This is a genomic window from Haloarcula sp. HT12, from assembly GCF_055271655.1.
The window spans coordinates 198651-217431 of the sequence record NZ_JBUXKW010000001.1; the positions used below are offsets into that span (position 1 = coordinate 198651).

An 18781-nucleotide genomic window follows, 5' to 3' on the forward strand; every position below is an offset into this window, starting at 1 on the left:
AGTCACCCCTCTCTGTAGTAATCGTACACTGGTCCAACCGCTCGACGGGAGGATGCTACCGGGGACCGTTACCATGTGGGCCGGTCCGTCCCGGCCAATGTTAAATATACTGTATATCTCCCGGTGGGAAACTGCTATCACAACGCCCCTCCCAGCGGTGGACATGCGCGTCATCTGTGCCGGCCACGTCAACTGGGACGTGACGCTCCGCGTCGACCACCTTCCGGAGCCTGACGGCGAGGGGCGTATCACCGACCGGTCACAGTCCAGCGGGGGGAGCGCGTCGAACGCGGCCGTCGCGCTCGCCGGGCTCGGGGCTGACTCGCTCGTCGTAGGTAGCGTCGGCCGGGACGATCACGGCACCATGGCTCGGCGCGAACTGCAGGCGACCGGCGTCGAGACGCTGCTCGTCAAATCAGACGAGCCGACGGCGGTGAAATACCTCATCGTGGACGAGAACGGCGATGTCGTGGTGCTTGGAAACGACGGGGCCAACGAGGCGTTCAGTGCGTCGGACCTCCCGGCCGAGACTCTAGCCGAGGCGGACCACCTCCACCTGACCGGCCAGGATCCCGAGACGGCTTCGGCGCTCGCTCGTGACGCCGCGACCGCGGACATCCCGGTGAGCTTCGACCCCGGCCGCCGGCTCCCGTTTCGTGATTACTCGGCGGTGCTTGCACACGCGGACATCCTGTTCTGCAACGACCGGGAAGCCGACCACGCCAAGGACAGCGGGCTCTTCGACGCGGTGCCGACGGTCGTGGTCAAACATGGGGACTGCGGCGCGACGGCCTACACGGATGGCCGGACGGTCACGAACGCCGGGTATCCGATAGAGCCGGTCGACACCGCGGGCGCGGGGGACGCCTTCGCCGCCGGGTACATCCTCGCCAACGCACGGGAAGACGATCCGGAACGGGCGCTCGCGGTCGCCAACGCTTGCGGCGCGCTCGCAGCGCGGTCGACCGGTGCACAGGCGACGCTCGACTGGGACTCGGTGTGGGAGCTGGTCGACGGCGAGCAGCCGCCCGAGACGGCCTAACCCGCCTGTATCTCCTCGACGAGCCGCTCGAACTGCTGGCGATACTGGGCTTCGGCGCGGGCGACGGCGAGGCCCGACTCGTCGGCGAAGACCGCCTCGAAGCCGGCCATCCGCCACAGGAGCGTCGAGAGCTGATACAGTGGTCGTCGCTGCTCGTACCCCTCGCCGAACTCCATCGGGCGCATCTCCTGGTACCCATCGCGGAACACCGTCCGGAGCGATTCGCGCAGTTCCGGGTCCTGAAACGACGAGTCGATGAAAAGGAACTCCGTCTGCGCGAGGTTGTACTCCGGCAGCGCCGCGAGCACGTCCTGCCAGTCGAGGACGGCCGTAATCGGCGCGTCCGCCGTCTGTTCGAACATCAGGTTCGCCGGCCTGAAATCGTCGTGTACCAGCCGGGGGACGCCCTTCTCCGGCACCATCTCCAGGGCCGGTTCGATACAGTCCCGCGCCCGGGCAGTCATGTCCTCGAAGGGCGTGCCGTCGAGGTGAGAGAGGTGGGACCTGGTGAGACTCTCGAAGTACTCCCGCCAGTTGCCCATCCAGTCACTCACGATGATCCGGTCGTCGTGGAGCGTGAGCCGGCCGAACGCTTCGAATCCTATCTCGGAGTGCATGTCGCCGAGGATCCGTCCGGACTGGGCCAGTACCCGCCGACGATCCTCGGGCGAGAGCCCGGCGAACTCCTCGGCCAGGTTCTCACCGTGGATGCGCTCGGTGACGAAATACGGCGGCACGTCGGCGTCGGGGTCGTCCTCGTAGACGAGGATGCGTGGAACGGGGACATCGGTCCGAGTGGCGACGAAATCGTGGAGGCAGGGTTCGACGGCGAAGGGGACATCACCCGGCGGCTTGAACTTCACAACCACCTCGTAGGCCTCGCCGTTGTGGCGTAGCGTTACCATGTAGACATCGCTCTGGTGGCCTCCGCCCGGCGTTTCGAACCGGAACCCCTCGTAGTCCGGGCCCGACTCCTGCAGCACGGCTTCGATGTCCTGTTCCGGGGTCTGCACTGGCATACCATATATCGGGCGAGCAAATAAATCTGCCAATCCCGTCAACGACAGCACTGACACCCGCTTCGGAGGGCTATCGGCCGTTGTGTCCGTGCTACGAGGAGTGAAACGGTGAGACCGGTTTCGTCCCGTCGGTCACTTCGAAACGCGCGCCGCCGGCCCTGCTGTCAGTCACCGAGATGTCCCAGCCGTGGGCGTCGGTGATCTGAGCCACGATAGACAGGCCGAGACCGGTGTCACCGCCGGAGAACCCGTCGACCGAGAGAACGTCGTCTTGCTCATCGGCTGGGATACCCGGCCCGTCGTCGGCGACGTAGAAGCCGGTCACACGACCGACGCTTCGCTCCTTGTCACCACCTGTCTCGGTGTCGTCGACAATCGGCCCGACCCAGACAACTGCGTCGTCACCCGCATGGTCCGCCGCGTTCCGAAAGAGGTTCTCGAACACCTGTTTGAGCCGGTTCTCGTCACCGAACACCGGGGCCGAACCCTCGACCGTCAGCGTCGCGTCACCCGTCCTGGCCATCCCCCAGGTCCGTTCGGCGAGGCTGTCAAGCGAAACGGCGGTTCGATCCTCGACCGCGTACCCCTCTCTGGCGAGTGTCAGCAGGTCGTCGATGAGCGCTTTCATGCGAGCGACCCCGTCCTCCGCGTCTTCGAGATGGGACAGGTCACCAGTCTCACGGATGAGTTCGAGCCGCCCTTCGACAACGTGCAGGGGGTTTCTGAGGTCGTGCGAGACGACGCCGATGAACTGCTCCATCCGGTCACGCTGGACGCGGAGGTCGTGCTCGCGCTCGGCTTTCTGCAGTGCCGCCTGGACGTGGGTCGCGTACATCCGGGCGAGTCGAACCGTTTCGTCGTCGAACGCAACGGGGGTGAGCGATCCGATGTTGATGATACCGTACTCGTCCAGCGGCAAGATGATCTCGCTGCTGACAGGCGAATTCTCGTTGTACTGGCTCTGCTTGCCGGTGAGTTCGGAGTACGTCCGCACCTCGTCCTGCTCGAACGCCTCCCAGGAGAGGCTGTTGCCGGGACGGTAGGTGACCGGCCAGTCGAACACCTCGTCGGCCCGCTCCGTGGACGCGGCCAACTGCAGTTCCGACGCGTCGCTGTCATATAGCCACAGCGCACCCAGTGGGAGGGTGAACACAGACGAGACGCCCGACATCGCGATCTCGCAGATCTCCCGCTCGGACTCCGCAGACATCAACTGCCGTGTTACGGCCTCGAACGCGTCGAGATCGAACGCGACTGTAGACTCCCCACCCATCCCGTACAAATCATGCAACGGTGTATATAAAGGCTGGTGGTTATATGTCGTTGATAGGTACGATACCGTCGCCTTTCCGCCGATGTCGCGGGGTCTTTGTATCCTCAGTCCTCAGAACGCGGTATGCGAACGGTCGAAATCGACGGGCTCCCGGTGGGCGACGGCCACCCGACTCGCGTCATGAGCGTGCTGAACATGAGTTCGAACTCCGGGTACAAGCCGAGCGTATATCTGGACCCCGAGGAGGCCGCCGCCGCCATCGAGGACGACCTCGTCCCCGCCGGCGCGGACATCATCGACGTCGGGCTCCAGTCGGCGAACCCCAAATACGAGTCCAAGCCGGTGGAGATGGAGAAAGACCGCCTCGAAGAGGTCGCGCCGCTGGTCGACGAACTCGACGCCGACGTGCCCCTCTCGCTCGAAACCCGGTACGCCGAGGTCGCCGAGGAAGCCATCGGCCACGGCTTCGACCTCATCAACGACGTGTGTGGCTTCGCCGACCCGGACATGAAAGGCGTCGTCGAGGACCACGACATGCCGGTCGTCAAGATGGCCAGCCCGCCGGACCTGGCCCGCCCCGGCGCGCTGAAGACCATCGACGACATCTTCGAGGCACTCCAGCGGGACGGCTTTACCGACAGGACCATCATCGACCCCGCTTTCGGCGGCTGGTACGACGGCAAGGAGTTCGCGGACAACTGGGAGATGTTCCGCCGCCTCCGGGAGTTCCGCGCCTTCGACCGACCGATGCTCACCGCGACCAACCGCGAGGACTTCCTCGGCGACCTGGCCGACCAGCCCGAAACCGAGAACCAACTCGCCGTCTCGCTGGCCGCGGCCACGATGGAAGTCGAGCGCGGAGCCCACATCATCCGCACCCACGACACCCGCGAGACACACGACGTGGTCAAGGTAGCCGACGCGCTCGGCGACGAGCGAACGACACGAGCGGAGACCGAACCCGGCCCTACCGTCGCGGAACTGACCGACGTAACGCTGCGCGAAGTGGCCCGGCATCAGGCGCTGGGTGAGACGGTCGCCGGCGGTACCGACGACGGCGCGACGCTGACGTTCCTGCTCGGCGACCTGACCGACGACGCCCGCGCGAGCCTCCGGGCCGTCGCCGAGGTGACCGACGTGGTAGTGGTCGAGAAAGACTGCGGCGGGCTCTACGTCGGCGGCGCTGCGGCCGCGTTGAAGGTCGTCGCCGACAGCCTCGCCGAGGACGGGCACCGGGAACTCGCCGGCGAACTGCGAAGTTCGCTGTCCCGTCGCGTCTAACCTAGTCTCTCGTTACGCCAGTTCGTCGTGGAGGTCGTGGAACGACCCGATAGTGAGGTCCGGTTGGCCGGCGAAGGAGTCCCACGGGCCGCCGTCGCGGTTGACCCACACGCCCTGCATCCCGGCGTGCATCGCGCCGTACACGTCGAAATAGCCCGCAGTGACGTGGGCGATTTCCTCGATATCAGTCTCCGTTCGCTCCGCCGCGTGGCGGTACAGTTCGGCCGCCGGCTTGAACGTCTGGATCTCGTCGGCGCTGACGGTGTCTTCGAGCAGGCCGCCGATGCCGGCGAAATCGACCATGGAGTCGAGCATCTCGGGGTTGCCGTTCGAGACGACATACAGGTCGTAGCCGGCGTCGTAGAGCTTGTTCATCCCGTCGCGAACGTCGTCGAACACGTCGAGTTCGTGGTACACCGCGAGGATCTCGTCGCGTTCCTCCGTCGTGATATCGACGCCGTGGGCGTCCAGCGCGTACTGGAGCGCGTCGCGGTTCATCTCGTAGAAGGGCTTGTAGGCGTCGATCTGGTTGGCGAGGAAGGTGTACGCCAGCGACCGGGAGCGCCAGAGCCGGGACACCGGGCGGGGGTCGTCCACCCGGTCGGCGAGGGCTTTCTGGGCCGCTTCGACGTCGACAATGGTACTGTACGAGTCGAACGTGATCGTCGTCACGCGGTCCGGGGCAAACGGCATGGGCACCCGTAGCACCTGCGGCCCCATATAGCCGGTCGCCGAATCAGCGGCTCGCCGGCAGGGCTCCGGACGTACTCACCATACCGAGTGCGACGCGGCCGGCCCCCGCTCAGTGTGCAGACATCTCGGAGAGTACATTGACGCAGTACACACCGACGAGGATTAGGAGGATACCGACGACGCCGGGGAGATCGATAGGCTCGTCGAACACGACGATACCGATGGCGGCAACACCGACGATGCCCAGTGCAGCCCAGGTACCGTAGACGACGCCGATAGGGAGGTCTTCTAACGTCAGCGAAACCAGATAGAAGGCCAGGCCGTAGCCGACGACGACGCCGAGGCTGGGAACTGGCCTGGAAAACCCTTCTGAGAGTTTGAGCGACGTGGTACCGACGAGTTCTGACACGATAGCAGCGCCGAGGAGGGCATACGGGTTCACGGGTACACTCGTCGACACCTGTGGACAAATAATAGACATTTCGGCTTGCGACGGTTCTCGCTCGGGCTGCGTCGAGACGCTTGTACCCGGACACTGGCCGCTCGATAAACCGCAGACAACTGGCGACACTGCCCCTCTGCTGTGGTTTTATCTCCCGTGCGGTCACACTGCGAACCATGTCTCAGACACAGGTCCTCCGCTCTCTGACAGCCGTGCGTCCGGTCGCTACTCGGTGTGGGGAGGGCGACAGATGACAGCGCGAGACGTGTACCTCCCGGTCGCTGCACAGCCGTCGGTCGACACGCTGGTCGGGATGAGCCAGCAGGCCGAAGACCGCGGCTACGACCGGATCTGGCTCCCGGAGACGTGGGGGCGGGACGCGGTGACGACGCTGACGAGTATCGCCGAGCACACGTCGACGGTCGGGGTCGGCTCCTCAATCTTCAACGTCTATTCGCGGTCACCGGCGCTGCTGGGCCAGACTGCGGCGACGCTGCAGGAGGTCTCGGACGGCCGCTTCCGCGCCGGCGTCGGCCCGTCCGGGCCTATCGTCATCGAGGGCTGGCACGGCAGGGAGTTCGAGAAACCGCTCAAGTATACGCGGGAGGCTGTCGAGATCATGAAACTGGTGCTCTCCGGCGAGTCAGTCGAGTACGACGGCGACGTCTTTTCGCTGTCGGGCTTTCGACTGCGGTGTGAACCGCCCGAACCCGCGCCGCCCGTCGACGCCGGCGGCCTCGGCCCGAAGTCGGTCGAACTCGCCGGGCGCTTCGCCGACGGCTGGCACGCCCTGATGCTGACCGCGGACGGCCTCCGGGACCGGCTTTCGGACTTCGAGCACGGGGCTGACCTCGGCGACCGCGACCGGACCGACCAGCGGGTGACGCTGTCGCTGACCTGCTGTGCGATGGCCGACCGGGAGCAGGCCCGTGAACTGGCTCGCCAGCACGTGGCGTTCTACATCGGCGGGATGGGGACGTTCTACCGCGACGCGCTGGCCCGCCAGGGGTACGAGGACACCGCCTACGAGATTGCCGAACAGTGGGGGTCAGGTGAGAAGGCGGCTGCGGCCGATGCCATCGGTGACGAACTACTGGACAGCATTGCCGTCGCCGGCACGCCCGAAGAGTGTCGTGACCGACTGGCGCAGTTCGAAGCCATCGACGGGATTGACGCCGTCAACATCTCCTTCCCACGCGCAGCCGACCGGGATACCATCGATACGACCATCGACGTGTTGGCTCCCTGAGACCGAAGCGGTGGTCAGCGAGTGGCGACCGGCTCGATGGCGTCGCGTCGCCCGTCGAGTACGTCGAATCGCTCGCCGCGGCGCTGTTCCAGCCAGAAGAGGAGGCGCTCGGCCCACCGGAGTTTCCGGGCCTTCTCGGTAGTCACTGATGGGTCGTCGAAGTCCCAGCCGGGGAACACCAACGACGCAGCGCCGAAGTGGTCCGCGAGGAATGCTGTGCGGTCGCCGTCGGTGAAGCCGCCATAGTTGCGGACCGGCGGGGCGGGGGCGGCCTGGGTCGTCGGCACAACGAACTCGCTGTCGTAGGCGGGCACCTGAGCTTCCAGCGCCGGGATGTTGTCGCCGTGGGCGTGGACGACAACCGGCGTTCCCTCTGCGGTCAGTTCTCGTCCAGTGTCGGCGTTTTTGTCGAGGTCCGTGACCATACAGTCGACAGCGATGCCTTCCGCCCGGAGGCGGTCAGTGGCCGTGGATGCCGCCAGCACAACATCGGCGTCGGCCGCCAGATCGACTTCGGCTTCGAGCGACGGGCCGGCCCCGGCGATGGCGACAGTCGCACCGTCAAGCCCGAGCCGTGTCGGGTCGTACGTCCCGTCGTCACCGAGCAATTCGACGAACCGGTCACGGGCCTGCTCGTCGCCCTCGCGGGGGTAGCCGAAGTCGTCGAGGATGCCTTCGTACGCTGGCTCCCAGGTGTCAAAGTCCATCCGTTGTCGGATATCAAGCAGTGGACGTGCTTCTGTCTTGTTCACCGTCGTCGCTGCAGGTGGCGGCGGCGCACTGATTTTACCTTGAAACGCCAGACGGCGTAGCTATCGCTATCGGATTTGTGTCCAGATAAACCGAGTTGAGCCGAAATGGCACGTCCGTGTACCCCTACCCGGGTGCCCTTTCGGCTTTCACGCCTCTTTTTCGAGGCCTCCGGTATAAGTTTTCTCTTACGTCAGACAGAGAGAGGGTTGTCACAGGCTGAGACGACCTGTTACGCTGTTCACAAGATTCAATACCCCACGACAGTCTCAAGACGGGGCAGTCCATACCGGGGGCAAATGGGTCCGGATCTATCGGCGGACGTGCGAGACGGTGCAGTTCCGGACTCGCTGGTGGTCGTCTCGAACCGCGAACCGTACAGTCACGAACGGGACGACGACGGCGAGATACGGGTCCGGTCCGCGGCGGGCGGGCTGACGAGCGCACTCGACCCGGTGATGCAGTCACAGGGTGGCACCTGGGTCGCCTGGGGGAGCGGCGACGCCGATATGGCGGTCGCCGAGGAGGGCATCGTCCCGGTCCCGCCGTCGGACCCGACCTACGACCTGAAACGCGTCCCGCTCTCCGACGCGGCCGTTCAGGGCTACTACTACGGCTACGCAAACCAGGTGCTCTGGCCGCTCTGTCACGAGGACACGGGCCGAATGTGGGCCGAACCCGCCTACTGGGAGCAGTACCGGGCCGTCAACGACCAGTTCGCTGCGGCCGTCGACGCGGTCGCCGACGCGGGCCAGCCGATCTGGTTCCAGGACTACCACCTGGCGCTGGCACCCAGGAAAGTCCGAGCGCTGCGGCCGAATGCCACGCTGTTGCAGTTCTGGCATATCCCCTGGCCCGCACCGTCGGTGTTCCAGCACTGTCCCCACAGCGACGCGCTCCTCGATGGGTTGCTGGCCTGTGACGTGATCGGCTTCCACACGGCGGCGTACGCCGAGCAGTTCCTGCACTGCGTCGATAGCGCGTTCCCGGCGGCGACTATCGACACCGACACCGGTAGCGTGGCCTACGACGGCGGCGAGACGCGAGCGGTCGCGAACCCGCTCGGTGTCGATGTCGAAGCGGTTCGAGACAGAGCGTGGGCGGCTGACGTGGCCGGGATACGCGAGCGTGTGCTGGGTGAGAGCCGCTCGGACCCGTCGATTCGACTCGCGCTCGGCGTCGAACGACTCGACTACTCGAAGGGCATCCCCGAGCGAATCGAGGCGCTGGCGCACCTCTGGGACCGACGACCGGACCTACAGGGGGAGTTTACCTACGTCCAGAAAGCGAGCCGAACCCGGGAGGGGATCGCCGCCTATCGCCGGTACCGGACGGACGTCCTTGATGCCGTCGAGCGGGTCAACGACCGCTTCGGGACCGACAGCTGGCAGCCGATCGTCTACACCGAGGCCCAACTGGACAACGAGACGCTCGCCGGCCTCTACCGGGCCGCCGAGGTCGCACTGGTGACGCCACATCGCGACGGCATGAACCTCGTCGCCCACGAGTACCCGACGGCCTGCGTCGACGGCGACGGCGCGCTCGTGTTGAGCGAACTGGCCGGCGCGGCGACGCATCTCGACGGCGCGCTGACGGTCAATCCCCACGACATCGCCGCGATTGCGGACGCGGTCGAGGCGGCGCTGGAACTCGACGCGGCGGAGGCGCGTGACCGACTGGAACGGCTCCAGAACAGCGTCGAGACGCTCGACAGTTCACAGTGGGTCGCCAGGCAGTTCAGCGCCGAGCAGTTCCACTAGTTCGCGACTCCGCTCGCCGGCTTACGCCTCGGATAGCCAGTCCGGTTCCCCAACAGTGGTGTCATCGACATTCGAGACGGAGAGCGACAGCGTCACCGTCACGGGTCGGCCGTCCCGCTCGGTCGTCACGCGGTACTGGAACGACCGGACGACGCCGTCCGCGTCGACGAGGACAACTGCGCTGGCAGATTCTGTCGTCCCGTTGGCCGAAACGTTCGTGGAGACGGCGTTATCGGCCGCGAAACCGGTCACCTCGCTGCCGGTCGCTTCGAACCGCGAGACGCTGTCGCCGTCGACGGTCTCGGTTCCGGCGTAGCTCCAGTTGATGTCCGACCCGAGCGACTGCAGCAGCGAGCGGTCGATGACGCTGCTCTCGTTGACGGGTCGGACCTGCCCGTCGTAGGGGGGCGACGCGGAGCGGTAGTCCGTCATCGTGTCGTCGCCGCGGGTGAGCACCCGGCGTTCGGTGGTGGTCCCGTCGGCCGTGTAGGTCGTCGTCGCCAGCGCGTCGCCGTTGGCCTGCACTAGCTCGCCGTCGGCCAGCGCCCGCTCGTTCTCGCGGTCGATGGCGACGGTTCGGTTGATGAACACCGACCGGTTCTCGCCGTCGCGGACCGTCGAGAGCTGGAACGACAGCGAGGTGGTGAACGACGAATCGGACAGCGTCTCGAAGTGTCCGCGCTCGACGGCCGCCGCATCGAACCCGGAGGACCCGGGCGCGGGGCCGTTGGCGTCCGCCGGCGTCGCTGTCCCGTTCGCGTCTGTGCCGCCGGCTCCCGGTTCAGAGCCGAGCAGGCCGGTACAGCCGGCGGACGCTGTCAGTAACAACACGAGTGCAAGCGAGAGGTGGCGGCGTTCGAGTAACATACCGGAGCCACTGTATCAGTGAACTAGTTCGTTATGGCCGTTCAGCTGTCACGTTCTCGGCGTCAGCGGGACTCGCACAGGCCCTCCCTGACCGCACCGCCCGGCCGCGCAACCATGACTCGTGCCGGCCCCGTCCGACCAGCGTCAGACGCCCGTCATGCGCTCCATGAGGGTTTAATACGAACGAAACCGCTATAGAAACCGTGCCTCTCGGCTCTGACCCGCTGTCCGAACTCGACATTCCCGACGGGACTACTGTCGAGGAACACGACCTGGTGACCGACGGTGACGTAATCGTCGGCGGCCAGTCGACCGTGGAGTTCGGCGTGCGCGGGCGGACGGTCATCGCCGACGAGCGGGTCCGCTTTGGCGGCCACATCGAAGCCGAAGGTGACTGTCGGCTGGACATGTGGTGTGACGTCGCGGACAACGTGCTGGTCGGCGAGGACGCCTACATCGGCGAACGGGTACACATCGGCGGCGAACTCCGTGTCGCGGGCGATCTGGATATCGGCGACGACGTGGACATCGAGAACGGCTTCGAGGCGAACGGCTGGATCGTCATCCGCAATCCGATGCCGACCATCGTCTTCCTGTTCGTGTACCTCTCGCAACTCCTCCGGATCGGCGAGGAAGACGCGGCCGAGGAAGTCATCGACGAGATGCTCGACGACGGCGGCGACGAGCACGACCCGGTTCTGATTCCACGCGGTGCGAGCGTCTCGGACGACGCCTGGCGCGTCTCGACGCCGGCGACGGTCGGCGACGACTGCCGACTCCACGGCAATATCCGCGCGAAGTCCCTCGAAGTTGGCCGTGACACGGTCGTCTTCGGGAGTCTCCGCGCGAAAGACGATATCGTGGTCGGCCGGGGCACGGAGATCAAAGGGGACGTAACGACTCGCAGCGGTACCGTCCGCGTCGGCCCAGGCGCGAAGATCTGGGGCGACATCTCGGGGACGACCGTCGAACTCCACGAGAACGCGACGGTCGACGGGACGATCCGGACGAGCGAGGAGATGCGAATGCACACCGACGAGGTGCTGGACCGACCGGACGAATCCGCGGTTGCGATGGCCGAGATGGCCCAGTCGCTGGAAGGCGACACTGACACTACGGAGCCGACGAACGAACACAGCGATGCTGAGGACGACGAGCAGGCAGCCGATACAACAGCCGACGACGACCCCGCCACTGCGGACGGTGCGGCAGCCGACAGCGCGGAGACGGGCGGGGCGGCAACTGGCGGCGATACTTCCGAGGGCAGTTCCGACGTCGAAGAGGCGGCGGAATCGACGGAGTAACCGCCGGAAAACTGTTTTGCGGGTGGAACTGTCCACACAGGGTCAGTTTCCAGTCATATCACTCACAGCCGCTGGCGGTGAGACGCCGTGTCCCGGTCCGTCGATATCGATACGCGGGCCGAACGACATCGACGGCGGGCACTCGTCGAACAGCAGGTGCCCGTCCAGGTCGACATACTCGAACGCACCGAGCCCGGCGGCAAGGTGGGCGCTCGTCGCAATCCCGGTTGCGCCTTCGAGCATACAGCCGAGCATGCAGTCGAGCGAGGCGGCCTCGGCGATGTTCGCGATGGCCGCTGCCCCGAGGAGTCCCGATTTCCCGAGTTTGATGTTGATCACGTCGGCGGCCCCGTCGCGAACCACGGCGGTCGCGTCCGCGGGCGTGAATACAGCCTCGTCCGCGGCGACGGGGACCGGGAGTCTGTCGCGTGCCCGCCCTAGACCGCGGATGTCGTCTTTCGGCGTCGGCTGTTCGACAAGGGCGAGGTCGACCCCGGCCGCGGTCACCTCGTCGACAAACGTCTCCGCGGCTTTCGGCGTCCAGCCCTGGTTCGCGTCCACCGTGATCGTCGCGTCGGGCGCTGCGTCCGCGACGGCGACCGTTCGGGCCACGTCGGCGTCGATTGCGCCACCGGTTTTGACCTTGATGTGGTCGAAGCCGGCGGCCGCGGCGCGCGTGGCCCGTTCGGCTGCCGCGTCGGGCGAGACTATCGGAACGGTGATATCGGTCGACACCGCGGCCGGTTTGCCGCCGAACAGTTCCGAGAGCGGGATGTCGCGGTCGCGACAGTACGCGTCAAGCAGCGCCGTCTCGACGGCGAACAGTGCCGAAACCCCTCCGGGCACGGCTGCCCGCAGATCACGGACGAGTTCGCGATAGTCGCCGAGGGAAGCCCCTTCAAGCAACGACGTGACGGAGCTGGCGGTCGCCACGGCGGCCGCCTGCGTCTCCCCGGTCACCGGCGGCAGCGGGGACCCCTCTCCGTGGCCGACGACCCCCGAATCCGTCTCCACTGCGACGACCAGGTTCCGCGCTTTCTCTCGGGTCCCGAGCGAGATCTCGAACGGTTCGCGGAGTTCGTGGTCCAGCGGCTCGACGGCGACGCGGTCGATACGGGTCATAGAGCCTCCTGAACGGCCGCGAGGAGCTGCGCCGGCCCGTCATCGTCGTAGACGTTTGCCGCCGGGAGGCCTGTCCGAGCTGTCTCTTCCTCCGGGTCACCCCAGGTCGAGAGCGCGGCGACAGTCGTCTCTGTGAGGTCGGTAATCGCGCGGCGTTCGGCCTCGACGCCGGCCACGGTGAGGTCGTCGAAATGGGACCGATCCTCCCTGGAGGGATCGTCGGCCAGCACGACGGCATCGGGGGCCGCCCCGTGAAGCAGCCCGAGCGTCACACCGCCGTAAGCGGTGTGCGTGAGTGCGGCCTGTCCTTCGACGAACACGATATCGTGGTCCGCTGCGACGTCGAGCACCATGTCCTCGACGACGCCCGAAACGAAGTCGGCCGGAACCCGGTCGATGACGACACCGCGGTCCGCGCCGACGAGGATGCCGGTCTGTCCAGTCGCGACCCAGCCCGCGTCGAGTCCGGCGTCGGTCGCCGCCCGGTACAGTTCGAAGGTCGTCGTCCGCTTCCCGACCGCACAGTCGGTCCCCATCGTCAGGACCACGTCCGCGTCGGCTTCGGACCCGCGGCCGTCACCGAGCGTCAGATCGGCGACGGACGGCGGTTTCCGGACGTCGACGAGGTCGACACCGTGTTGCTGGGCGCGTTCGGTCCACGTCGGGCGCTCGCTCAAGAAGACGTGCAGGCCGGAGACGACGTCACAGCCCCGCGCCATCGCGCGCTGGATAGCTTCGACCCACGCCGCCGGGAGGTCGCCGCCCGCTGGCGCGACGCCGATGACGAGGACGGCCGCGTCCGGAGCTTGATTCAGCGCTTCGGTGACGGTTTCGACGACCGGCACGTCGCCGGCAGCCGGCCAATCGAGGGCCGCTCCGGCGTGAGGGCTGGGACACGTCGAGTCCACGACGGCCCGGACGTCGAACAGTTCGCCGTGCATGACGATACCGTTTGCCGTCTTGCCTTCCGGTTGCCCGAACTCGCCCTCTGCGAGCACGACGGCGGGCGTGTCTTCGTCGTATTTTCGCCGCAAGTCCATACCAGTGTGCATCGGCGACGCGACTGACAAACCAGAGCCTTACATGTGTGGCACCCGGTGGGATCACTGGAGGACGATACCCGTGAGGAAAGTCAACGCAGGCGAGCGATATCGCGTCTTCGAACCCGGACAAAGCGATGGACCCAGAGGGTTCCGGCATGACTGCTAACCCGGATGGTGGCGGTCTCCAGCTGTCACTCGAACTGGAGCATCCCGACTGCTGGATGCGGGAAGTGACGTCGGCGACGTCGGCCAGACTGCTGGTCAACGCCGCGTATCTAGTCGACGGGAAGGTCAAAGCCCACGTCGTCGCGTACGCGGAGTCGACGGCGGCGGTCGACGCGCTCGTTGCGGCGACCCGGGCGTCCGATCACACCGACACAGTCACCGAAATGGATACCCGTCGCGACTTCGGCGGGATGTCCGCACCGGTAAACAAAGCGACGAGCACGCTCCTCGTCGAATACGGCCCCGAGGAGAGCATCCACGACGCGCTGGTCTCACACGGGTTCATGAACCAAGAGCCGATAAGGATCCGCGACGGGACCGAGTACTGGACGGTCGCCATCGACGAATCGCGGGCGGCGATACAGGAGAAACTCGACGCCGTGTGTGCACAGAAGGACGCGACGATCACCGTCACACAGATCACGTCAGCGACCACTGGGGGCCGGGAGCGCGACGGACTGGCTGTCCGGCAGCTTTCGGACAAGCAGCGGGAGGTGTTCGAACTGGCCCGCAAACGCGGCTATTACGACTACCCGAGAGAGGTAAGCGGGAGCGAGTTAGCCGACGAACTCGGTATCGCGAAGACGACGCTTCACGAACACCTCCGGAAAGTCGAGGCCACACTGCTCGGCCCGAGAGACGCTGGCAAGTACTGACGACAGCACAGCGTTCAGCCCGTGTAAGGGGCCTGAACGACTACGGGACCCCGATTTCCGCTTCCAGTTCCTCGACGACGTCTCCCAGCATCGACGCGAGTTCCTCGTTCGGCGGCAACCGGTACAGCGGGCCGGAGATGTCCAGTGCGCCGAGGACGCCGCCGTGCGGGGCGGTGACCGGCACGCCGACCGAACGTAGCCCCTCGACCGCTTCCTGATCGTTCACCGAATACCCCCGCTCGCTCGTGCGTTCGATGTCTTCCATGAGAGCCTCGCGGTCGGTGACGGTGTACTCCGTCTCGGCTGGCAACCCCCACCGGTCGAGAATCTCGTTGACTCGGGTCTCCGGCAGCGCGGCGAGGATCGCTTTGCCGACTGCCGAGTTGTGCAGGTAGTAGTATCGGCCCACCTGGAACCCTTTCGACGGGACGTTGGCGACGACGTTGAACAGCGTTATCGCGCGCCCGTACTCTTCGACGGCGAACGTGACCTCCTCGCCGCAGCTATCGGCGAGTTCGTGTGTTTTGCGACGCGCGACCTCGTAGCACTCGTTTCGGGTCCTGGACCCCTCACCGAGGTGGAACAGCTTCAGGCCGAGTCGGTACTGCTCGCCCCGCTTGACCAGGTACTCCTGGTCCAAGAGTGTCTTGAGGTGTACGTGAACGGTACTCGTCGATAGATCCAGCCGGTCCGCGAGCTCACTCATTCGAGCCTCCCCCAGTTCGTTTATCGCATCGATGATCGCGAGGGAGGTCTCGGTCGTCTGGAGACGACGACCGCCGGAGCTGTCCATACCACGGCTCACTGGACGGCAGTATAAAAAAGTCCGGTCATAGTGGAACAAGGCCGGCGGGTATTATGTGGAATCGTGATAGCTGTCGAACTTCTGATTTCTGTGGTTCATATTTCGGGCCGTATTCGGTGAAATAAGTATGTTGTCCCATGGTTTGGGCAATATACAGGGGGTAGTGTGGTGTCGACAATCCACTAGAGGTGGACTTTTATATATCCACAGCGGGCCGGGGGAGGGCGAAGCTTCACCAGAGACGGCTCATGTAATTTGTTACCGGAGAGATAGTTATTATCATCATCTTTTGCGTGTGTATCTGACGAGGTACAGAATGCATGTCAGACACGGATAGTGGCGAGGGGACAGAGATCGAGGAGATCTCTGGCCCGGATGTCGAAGCAATCGAGTTCTACGGCGGACGGTGGATGAGCGTCCTCCCGATAGGGTTGTTTATCCTGTGGGCGATTGTCCAGAGTGGCCTGTTCGGTATCGGGGACACGACGGGACTCGTCGCGGGAATGCTCGTGGCGCTCATCGTCGGGATGTTCTTCGCCAAGGGCGATTGGAAGAACTACGCGAACACCATCTTCGACGGGATGACGAAGCGGGTCGCCGCGACGGCGGTCGTCGCGTGGCTCTGGGCGGGGATGTTCTCGAACACGCTCCAGGCAGGCGGCTTCGTCGGCGGGCTCGTCTGGGCAGCGAACGCGGCCGATGTCGGGGGCGCACTGTTCCCGGCGGCCACCTTCATCCTCGCGGCGCTGTTCACGACCGGCATCGGTACCGGCTACGGTGCCGCAGTCGCCTTCTCGGCGCTGTTCTTCCCGGCGGGTATCCTCCTCGGGGCGAATCCGATACTGCTGTTCGGGGCGATTCTCTCCGGGGCCGTCTTCGGCGACAACCTGGCGCCGGTCAGCGATACGACGATCGTGAGCGCAGTGACGCAGGACGCCGACATCGGTGGCGTCGTCGCCTCGCGGTTCAAGTACGCCATCATCGCTGCAGTGCTGGCGCTTGCGGCGTACGTCTTCGCCGGCAACGCGATGGCCGGGCTGGACATTTCCCAGCAAGCACAGGACCTGTTCGTCCAGAACAGCGAACCGGCGGGACTGTTGCATCTCATCTCCATGCTCGTCGTCATCGTGACGGCAGTCATGGGCCGACACATCGTCGAAGCCATTTCGTGGGGACTCATCGTTGCGGTTGTCTTCAACGTCGTCTTCGATCTCGCACCGCTGAGTGAGGTGTTGCTGTTCAAAGTTCCCGAAACGTCGGCGGCCGCAAGCTGGGCCGGCTCGCTCCCCATTGCAGAAGTGGTCGCGGCCGAGAACGCTGGCGTCACCGGGTCGATCTACAACGGCGCAGCCGGCTTCTTCCCGTTGATCGTGCTCGTGTTGCTCATCGTCGCCGGATCGGAGATCATGATCCGTGGCGGCGGCTTCGAAGCGATACAGGAGTGGCTCCTGGAACACGTCGCAACGGGCGTCCGGAGGGCCGAAACGACGATGGTGGTCGGTACCGCCCTCGTCAACTCGATGATCACGATCAACACCGCGGCGGAAATCGCGATAGCGCCGTACATCGCCCGCATCGGCCAGCGGTACAATATCAACAGCTACCGCCGGGCGAATATCCTCGACGCGAACACCTCCGCACTCGGGTATATCTTCCCGTGGGGCGGCGGCGTTCTCATCGGCTTTGCGACGCTGCAGGGCCTCCCGAACCAGTACGAGTGGTTCACCAGTGCGATGGTCGTCAACCCCGTGCAGGTGTGGCCGTACGTCTTCCACGGCTGGTTCCTGTTCGGCGTGTTCCTCCTCTGTGCGCTGACCGGCTTCGGGCTGGAATACACCACTGACCGAAAATCCAAGGATGTGACCCGACTATGAGCATATTCAGTAAGTTCCTCACCGGGATGAGCTTCAGGACGACCACGCCGACATTCGAGCCCGGAGAAGAAATCGAGGTGTACGTCACGGAACTCGACGAGGAATCCGGCGAGTTGGTCGCACTGGTCGGCGAGACCCGCCTCTACTTCGAGAACGGCGAGACAGACATCGTCGGCAGTCGTGTTCTCGCGAAGGTCGAGTCGTTCGACGACGCGGAACACCGCGGCCGTGTCACCCACCTCAAGACGCTTTCCCGGGGGTCGTTCTAAGATCGTCACCGGGAGCCGAAAAGGGATGCTGAGCACGTATAGCGCGATCAGAGCAACCGATATCACGAATTCGCAGCACTATGAGTAACTCACTATATTCGACAGCACGGCAGCACAAACAGACGACTATCGTCCCCAGCACGGACATCGAGGCGGCCGTCGAGATGGCAGCTCTCGTTCCGGCCATCGAAGCCGCCTTCGCCGCATACGAAAACGGGACGGCACAGATGCCGCCGAAGTCCTACATCGATCTGCCACAGCACAACGGGGACTTCCGGTCGATGCCGGCCTATCTCGACACCGAGGACTGGGAGGCGTCGGGCATCAAGTGGGTGAACGTTCACCCCGACAACCCCGACGAGTTCGACCTCCCGACCGTGATGGGCACGCTCGTGTACACGGACCCCGAGAGTGGGTTCCCGCTTGCCGTGATGGACGCCACGACACTGACGATGAAGCGAACCGGTGCGGCCGCCGCCGTAGCGACGGACCACCTCGCTGTCGCGGACGCGTCGTCACTCGGCATCATCGGGGCCGGCGTCCAGTCCTATACGCAACTGGAGGCAATCTCGCAAGTCCGACCGATAGAGTCCGTCGTCGTCAGCGACCTCGACGACGAGCGCGTCCAGCGGTTCATCGACACCTTCGGCGACGAGTTCGACGTGCGAGCCGGGACGATTTCCGAGGCGGCCCACTGTGACGTTCTCTCGACCGTTACGCCGGTCGAAGACCCCATCGTCACCCTCGACGACCTCGGAGCGCACACCCACGTCAACGCCATGGGTGCCGACGCCGAAGGGAAGCAGGAACTCCACACCGACGTCATCCGCGAGGCGACGCTCGTCATCGACGACTTCGAGCAGACGACCCACTCCGGCGAGATAAACGTCCCCTGGAGCACGGGCGATATCGACGAATCTGATATCGACGCCGAACTCGGCGAGATCGTCGTCGGGAACGCGCCGGGCCGCGAGGATCTGTCCGGGATTACCGTCTTCGACTCGACCGGGCTGGCGATTCAGGATATCGCTGCCGCACGCATCGTGTACGAATCGCTCGGTGCCGACAGCGGGCACCGCCTCGAAATGGTCTAACCCCGGCGTCGCT

Annotated in this window: 18 protein-coding genes; 9 read left to right on the forward strand and 9 right to left on the reverse strand. The window is 65.2% G+C overall.

The window, feature by feature from the left end:
• The first annotated feature begins 163 nt into the window (after window positions 1–163).
• Entirely contained in the window at window positions 164–1042 is an 879-nt protein-coding gene (locus tag ACY9XZ_RS01070; protein WP_463455248.1) for a carbohydrate kinase family protein, read from the forward strand.
• Here ACY9XZ_RS01070 and ACY9XZ_RS01075 read toward each other — a convergent pair.
• A complete protein-coding gene (locus ACY9XZ_RS01075; RefSeq protein ID WP_463455972.1) occupies window positions 1039–2055 on the reverse strand; it encodes a phosphotransferase family protein in 1017 nt (338 codons plus the stop codon). The genes ACY9XZ_RS01070 and ACY9XZ_RS01075 overlap by 4 nt on opposite strands.
• Before the next feature lie 97 nt (window positions 2056–2152).
• Entirely contained in the window at window positions 2153–3334 is a 1182-nt protein-coding gene (locus ACY9XZ_RS01080; protein WP_463455249.1) for a sensor histidine kinase, read from the reverse strand.
• 123 nt (window positions 3335–3457) lie between these two features.
• On the opposite strand from ACY9XZ_RS01080, the gene ACY9XZ_RS01085 reads away from it, so the two are divergent.
• The gene (locus ACY9XZ_RS01085; protein WP_463455250.1) at window positions 3458–4615 is read left to right on the forward strand and encodes a dihydropteroate synthase; all 1158 of its coding nucleotides are present in this window, start codon (window positions 3458–3460) and stop codon (window positions 4613–4615) included.
• Between the two features lie 12 nt (window positions 4616–4627).
• Here ACY9XZ_RS01085 and ACY9XZ_RS01090 read toward each other — a convergent pair whose 3' ends face one another.
• Together ACY9XZ_RS01090 and ACY9XZ_RS01095 are read right to left on the reverse strand one after the other, a co-directional pair.
• Window positions 4628–5308, reverse strand: coding sequence for a haloacid dehalogenase type II (locus ACY9XZ_RS01090; protein ID WP_463455251.1), 681 nt, complete (start codon window positions 5306–5308; stop codon window positions 4628–4630).
• Between the two features lie 109 nt (window positions 5309–5417).
• Entirely contained in the window at window positions 5418–5750 is a 333-nt protein-coding gene (locus ACY9XZ_RS01095) for a DMT family transporter (protein WP_463455252.1), read from the reverse strand.
• Between the two features lie 250 nt (window positions 5751–6000).
• On the opposite strand from ACY9XZ_RS01095, the gene ACY9XZ_RS01100 reads away from it, so the two are divergent.
• A complete protein-coding gene (locus ACY9XZ_RS01100) occupies window positions 6001–6999 on the forward strand; it encodes a TIGR04024 family LLM class F420-dependent oxidoreductase (protein ID WP_463455253.1) in 999 nt (332 codons plus the stop codon).
• Window positions 7000–7013: 14 nt separating this feature from the next.
• Here the strand turns inward: ACY9XZ_RS01100 and ACY9XZ_RS01105 are convergent, their stop codons facing one another.
• On the reverse strand, window positions 7014–7706 hold the full coding sequence (locus ACY9XZ_RS01105) for a 6-hydroxymethylpterin diphosphokinase MptE-like protein (protein WP_463455254.1): 693 nt from the start codon (window positions 7704–7706) through the stop codon (window positions 7014–7016).
• Between the two features lie 342 nt (window positions 7707–8048).
• On the opposite strand from ACY9XZ_RS01105, the gene ACY9XZ_RS01110 reads away from it, so the two are divergent.
• Window positions 8049–9509 (forward strand): alpha,alpha-trehalose-phosphate synthase (UDP-forming), encoded by a 1461-nt coding sequence (locus ACY9XZ_RS01110; protein WP_463455255.1) that lies wholly within the window; start codon window positions 8049–8051, stop codon window positions 9507–9509.
• A gap of 21 nt (window positions 9510–9530) precedes the next feature.
• On the opposite strand, the gene ACY9XZ_RS01115 is transcribed toward ACY9XZ_RS01110, so the two are convergent.
• Window positions 9531–10376 (reverse strand): DUF7537 family lipoprotein, encoded by an 846-nt coding sequence (locus ACY9XZ_RS01115; RefSeq protein WP_463455256.1) that lies wholly within the window; start codon window positions 10374–10376, stop codon window positions 9531–9533.
• A gap of 203 nt (window positions 10377–10579) precedes the next feature.
• Here ACY9XZ_RS01115 and ACY9XZ_RS01120 point away from each other — a divergent pair, with 203 nt between their 5' ends.
• Complete coding sequence (locus ACY9XZ_RS01120) at window positions 10580–11680, forward strand: polymer-forming cytoskeletal protein (RefSeq protein WP_463455257.1); 1101 nt, start codon at window positions 10580–10582, stop codon at window positions 11678–11680.
• A gap of 42 nt (window positions 11681–11722) precedes the next feature.
• Here the strand turns inward: ACY9XZ_RS01120 and ACY9XZ_RS01125 are convergent, their stop codons facing one another.
• Together ACY9XZ_RS01125 and ACY9XZ_RS01130 are read right to left on the reverse strand one after the other, a co-directional pair.
• On the reverse strand, window positions 11723–12802 hold the full coding sequence (locus ACY9XZ_RS01125) for a dipeptide epimerase (protein ID WP_463455258.1): 1080 nt from the start codon (window positions 12800–12802) through the stop codon (window positions 11723–11725).
• Window positions 12799–13842: a DUF1611 domain-containing protein gene (locus ACY9XZ_RS01130; protein WP_463455259.1), complete on the reverse strand. Its 1044-nt coding sequence runs from the start codon at window positions 13840–13842 to the stop codon at window positions 12799–12801. The genes ACY9XZ_RS01125 and ACY9XZ_RS01130 overlap by 4 nt, the downstream gene beginning before the upstream one ends.
• Window positions 13843–13979: 137 nt before the next feature.
• On the opposite strand from ACY9XZ_RS01130, the gene ACY9XZ_RS01135 reads away from it, so the two are divergent.
• Window positions 13980–14726, forward strand: coding sequence for a helix-turn-helix domain-containing protein (locus tag ACY9XZ_RS01135; protein ID WP_463455260.1), 747 nt, complete (start codon window positions 13980–13982; stop codon window positions 14724–14726).
• A 40-nt stretch (window positions 14727–14766) separates the two neighbouring features.
• Here ACY9XZ_RS01135 and ACY9XZ_RS01140 read toward each other — a convergent pair whose 3' ends face one another.
• The gene (locus ACY9XZ_RS01140; protein ID WP_463455261.1) at window positions 14767–15519 is read right to left on the reverse strand and encodes an IclR family transcriptional regulator; all 753 of its coding nucleotides are present in this window, start codon (window positions 15517–15519) and stop codon (window positions 14767–14769) included.
• Between the two features lie 332 nt (window positions 15520–15851).
• On the opposite strand from ACY9XZ_RS01140, the gene ACY9XZ_RS01145 reads away from it, so the two are divergent.
• The 3 genes from ACY9XZ_RS01145 to ACY9XZ_RS01155 all read left to right on the forward strand — a co-directional run bounded on the left by ACY9XZ_RS01145 (window position 15852) and on the right by ACY9XZ_RS01155 (window position 18768).
• The gene (locus ACY9XZ_RS01145; RefSeq protein WP_463455262.1) at window positions 15852–17405 is read left to right on the forward strand and encodes a Na+/H+ antiporter NhaC family protein; all 1554 of its coding nucleotides are present in this window, start codon (window positions 15852–15854) and stop codon (window positions 17403–17405) included.
• Window positions 17402–17674: a DUF7513 family protein gene (locus ACY9XZ_RS01150; protein WP_463455263.1), complete on the forward strand. Its 273-nt coding sequence runs from the start codon at window positions 17402–17404 to the stop codon at window positions 17672–17674. The genes ACY9XZ_RS01145 and ACY9XZ_RS01150 overlap by 4 nt, the downstream gene beginning before the upstream one ends.
• Window positions 17675–17754: 80 nt before the next feature.
• A complete protein-coding gene (locus tag ACY9XZ_RS01155) occupies window positions 17755–18768 on the forward strand; it encodes an ornithine cyclodeaminase family protein (RefSeq protein ID WP_463455264.1) in 1014 nt (337 codons plus the stop codon).
• The last annotated feature ends 13 nt before the right edge of the window (window positions 18769–18781 follow it).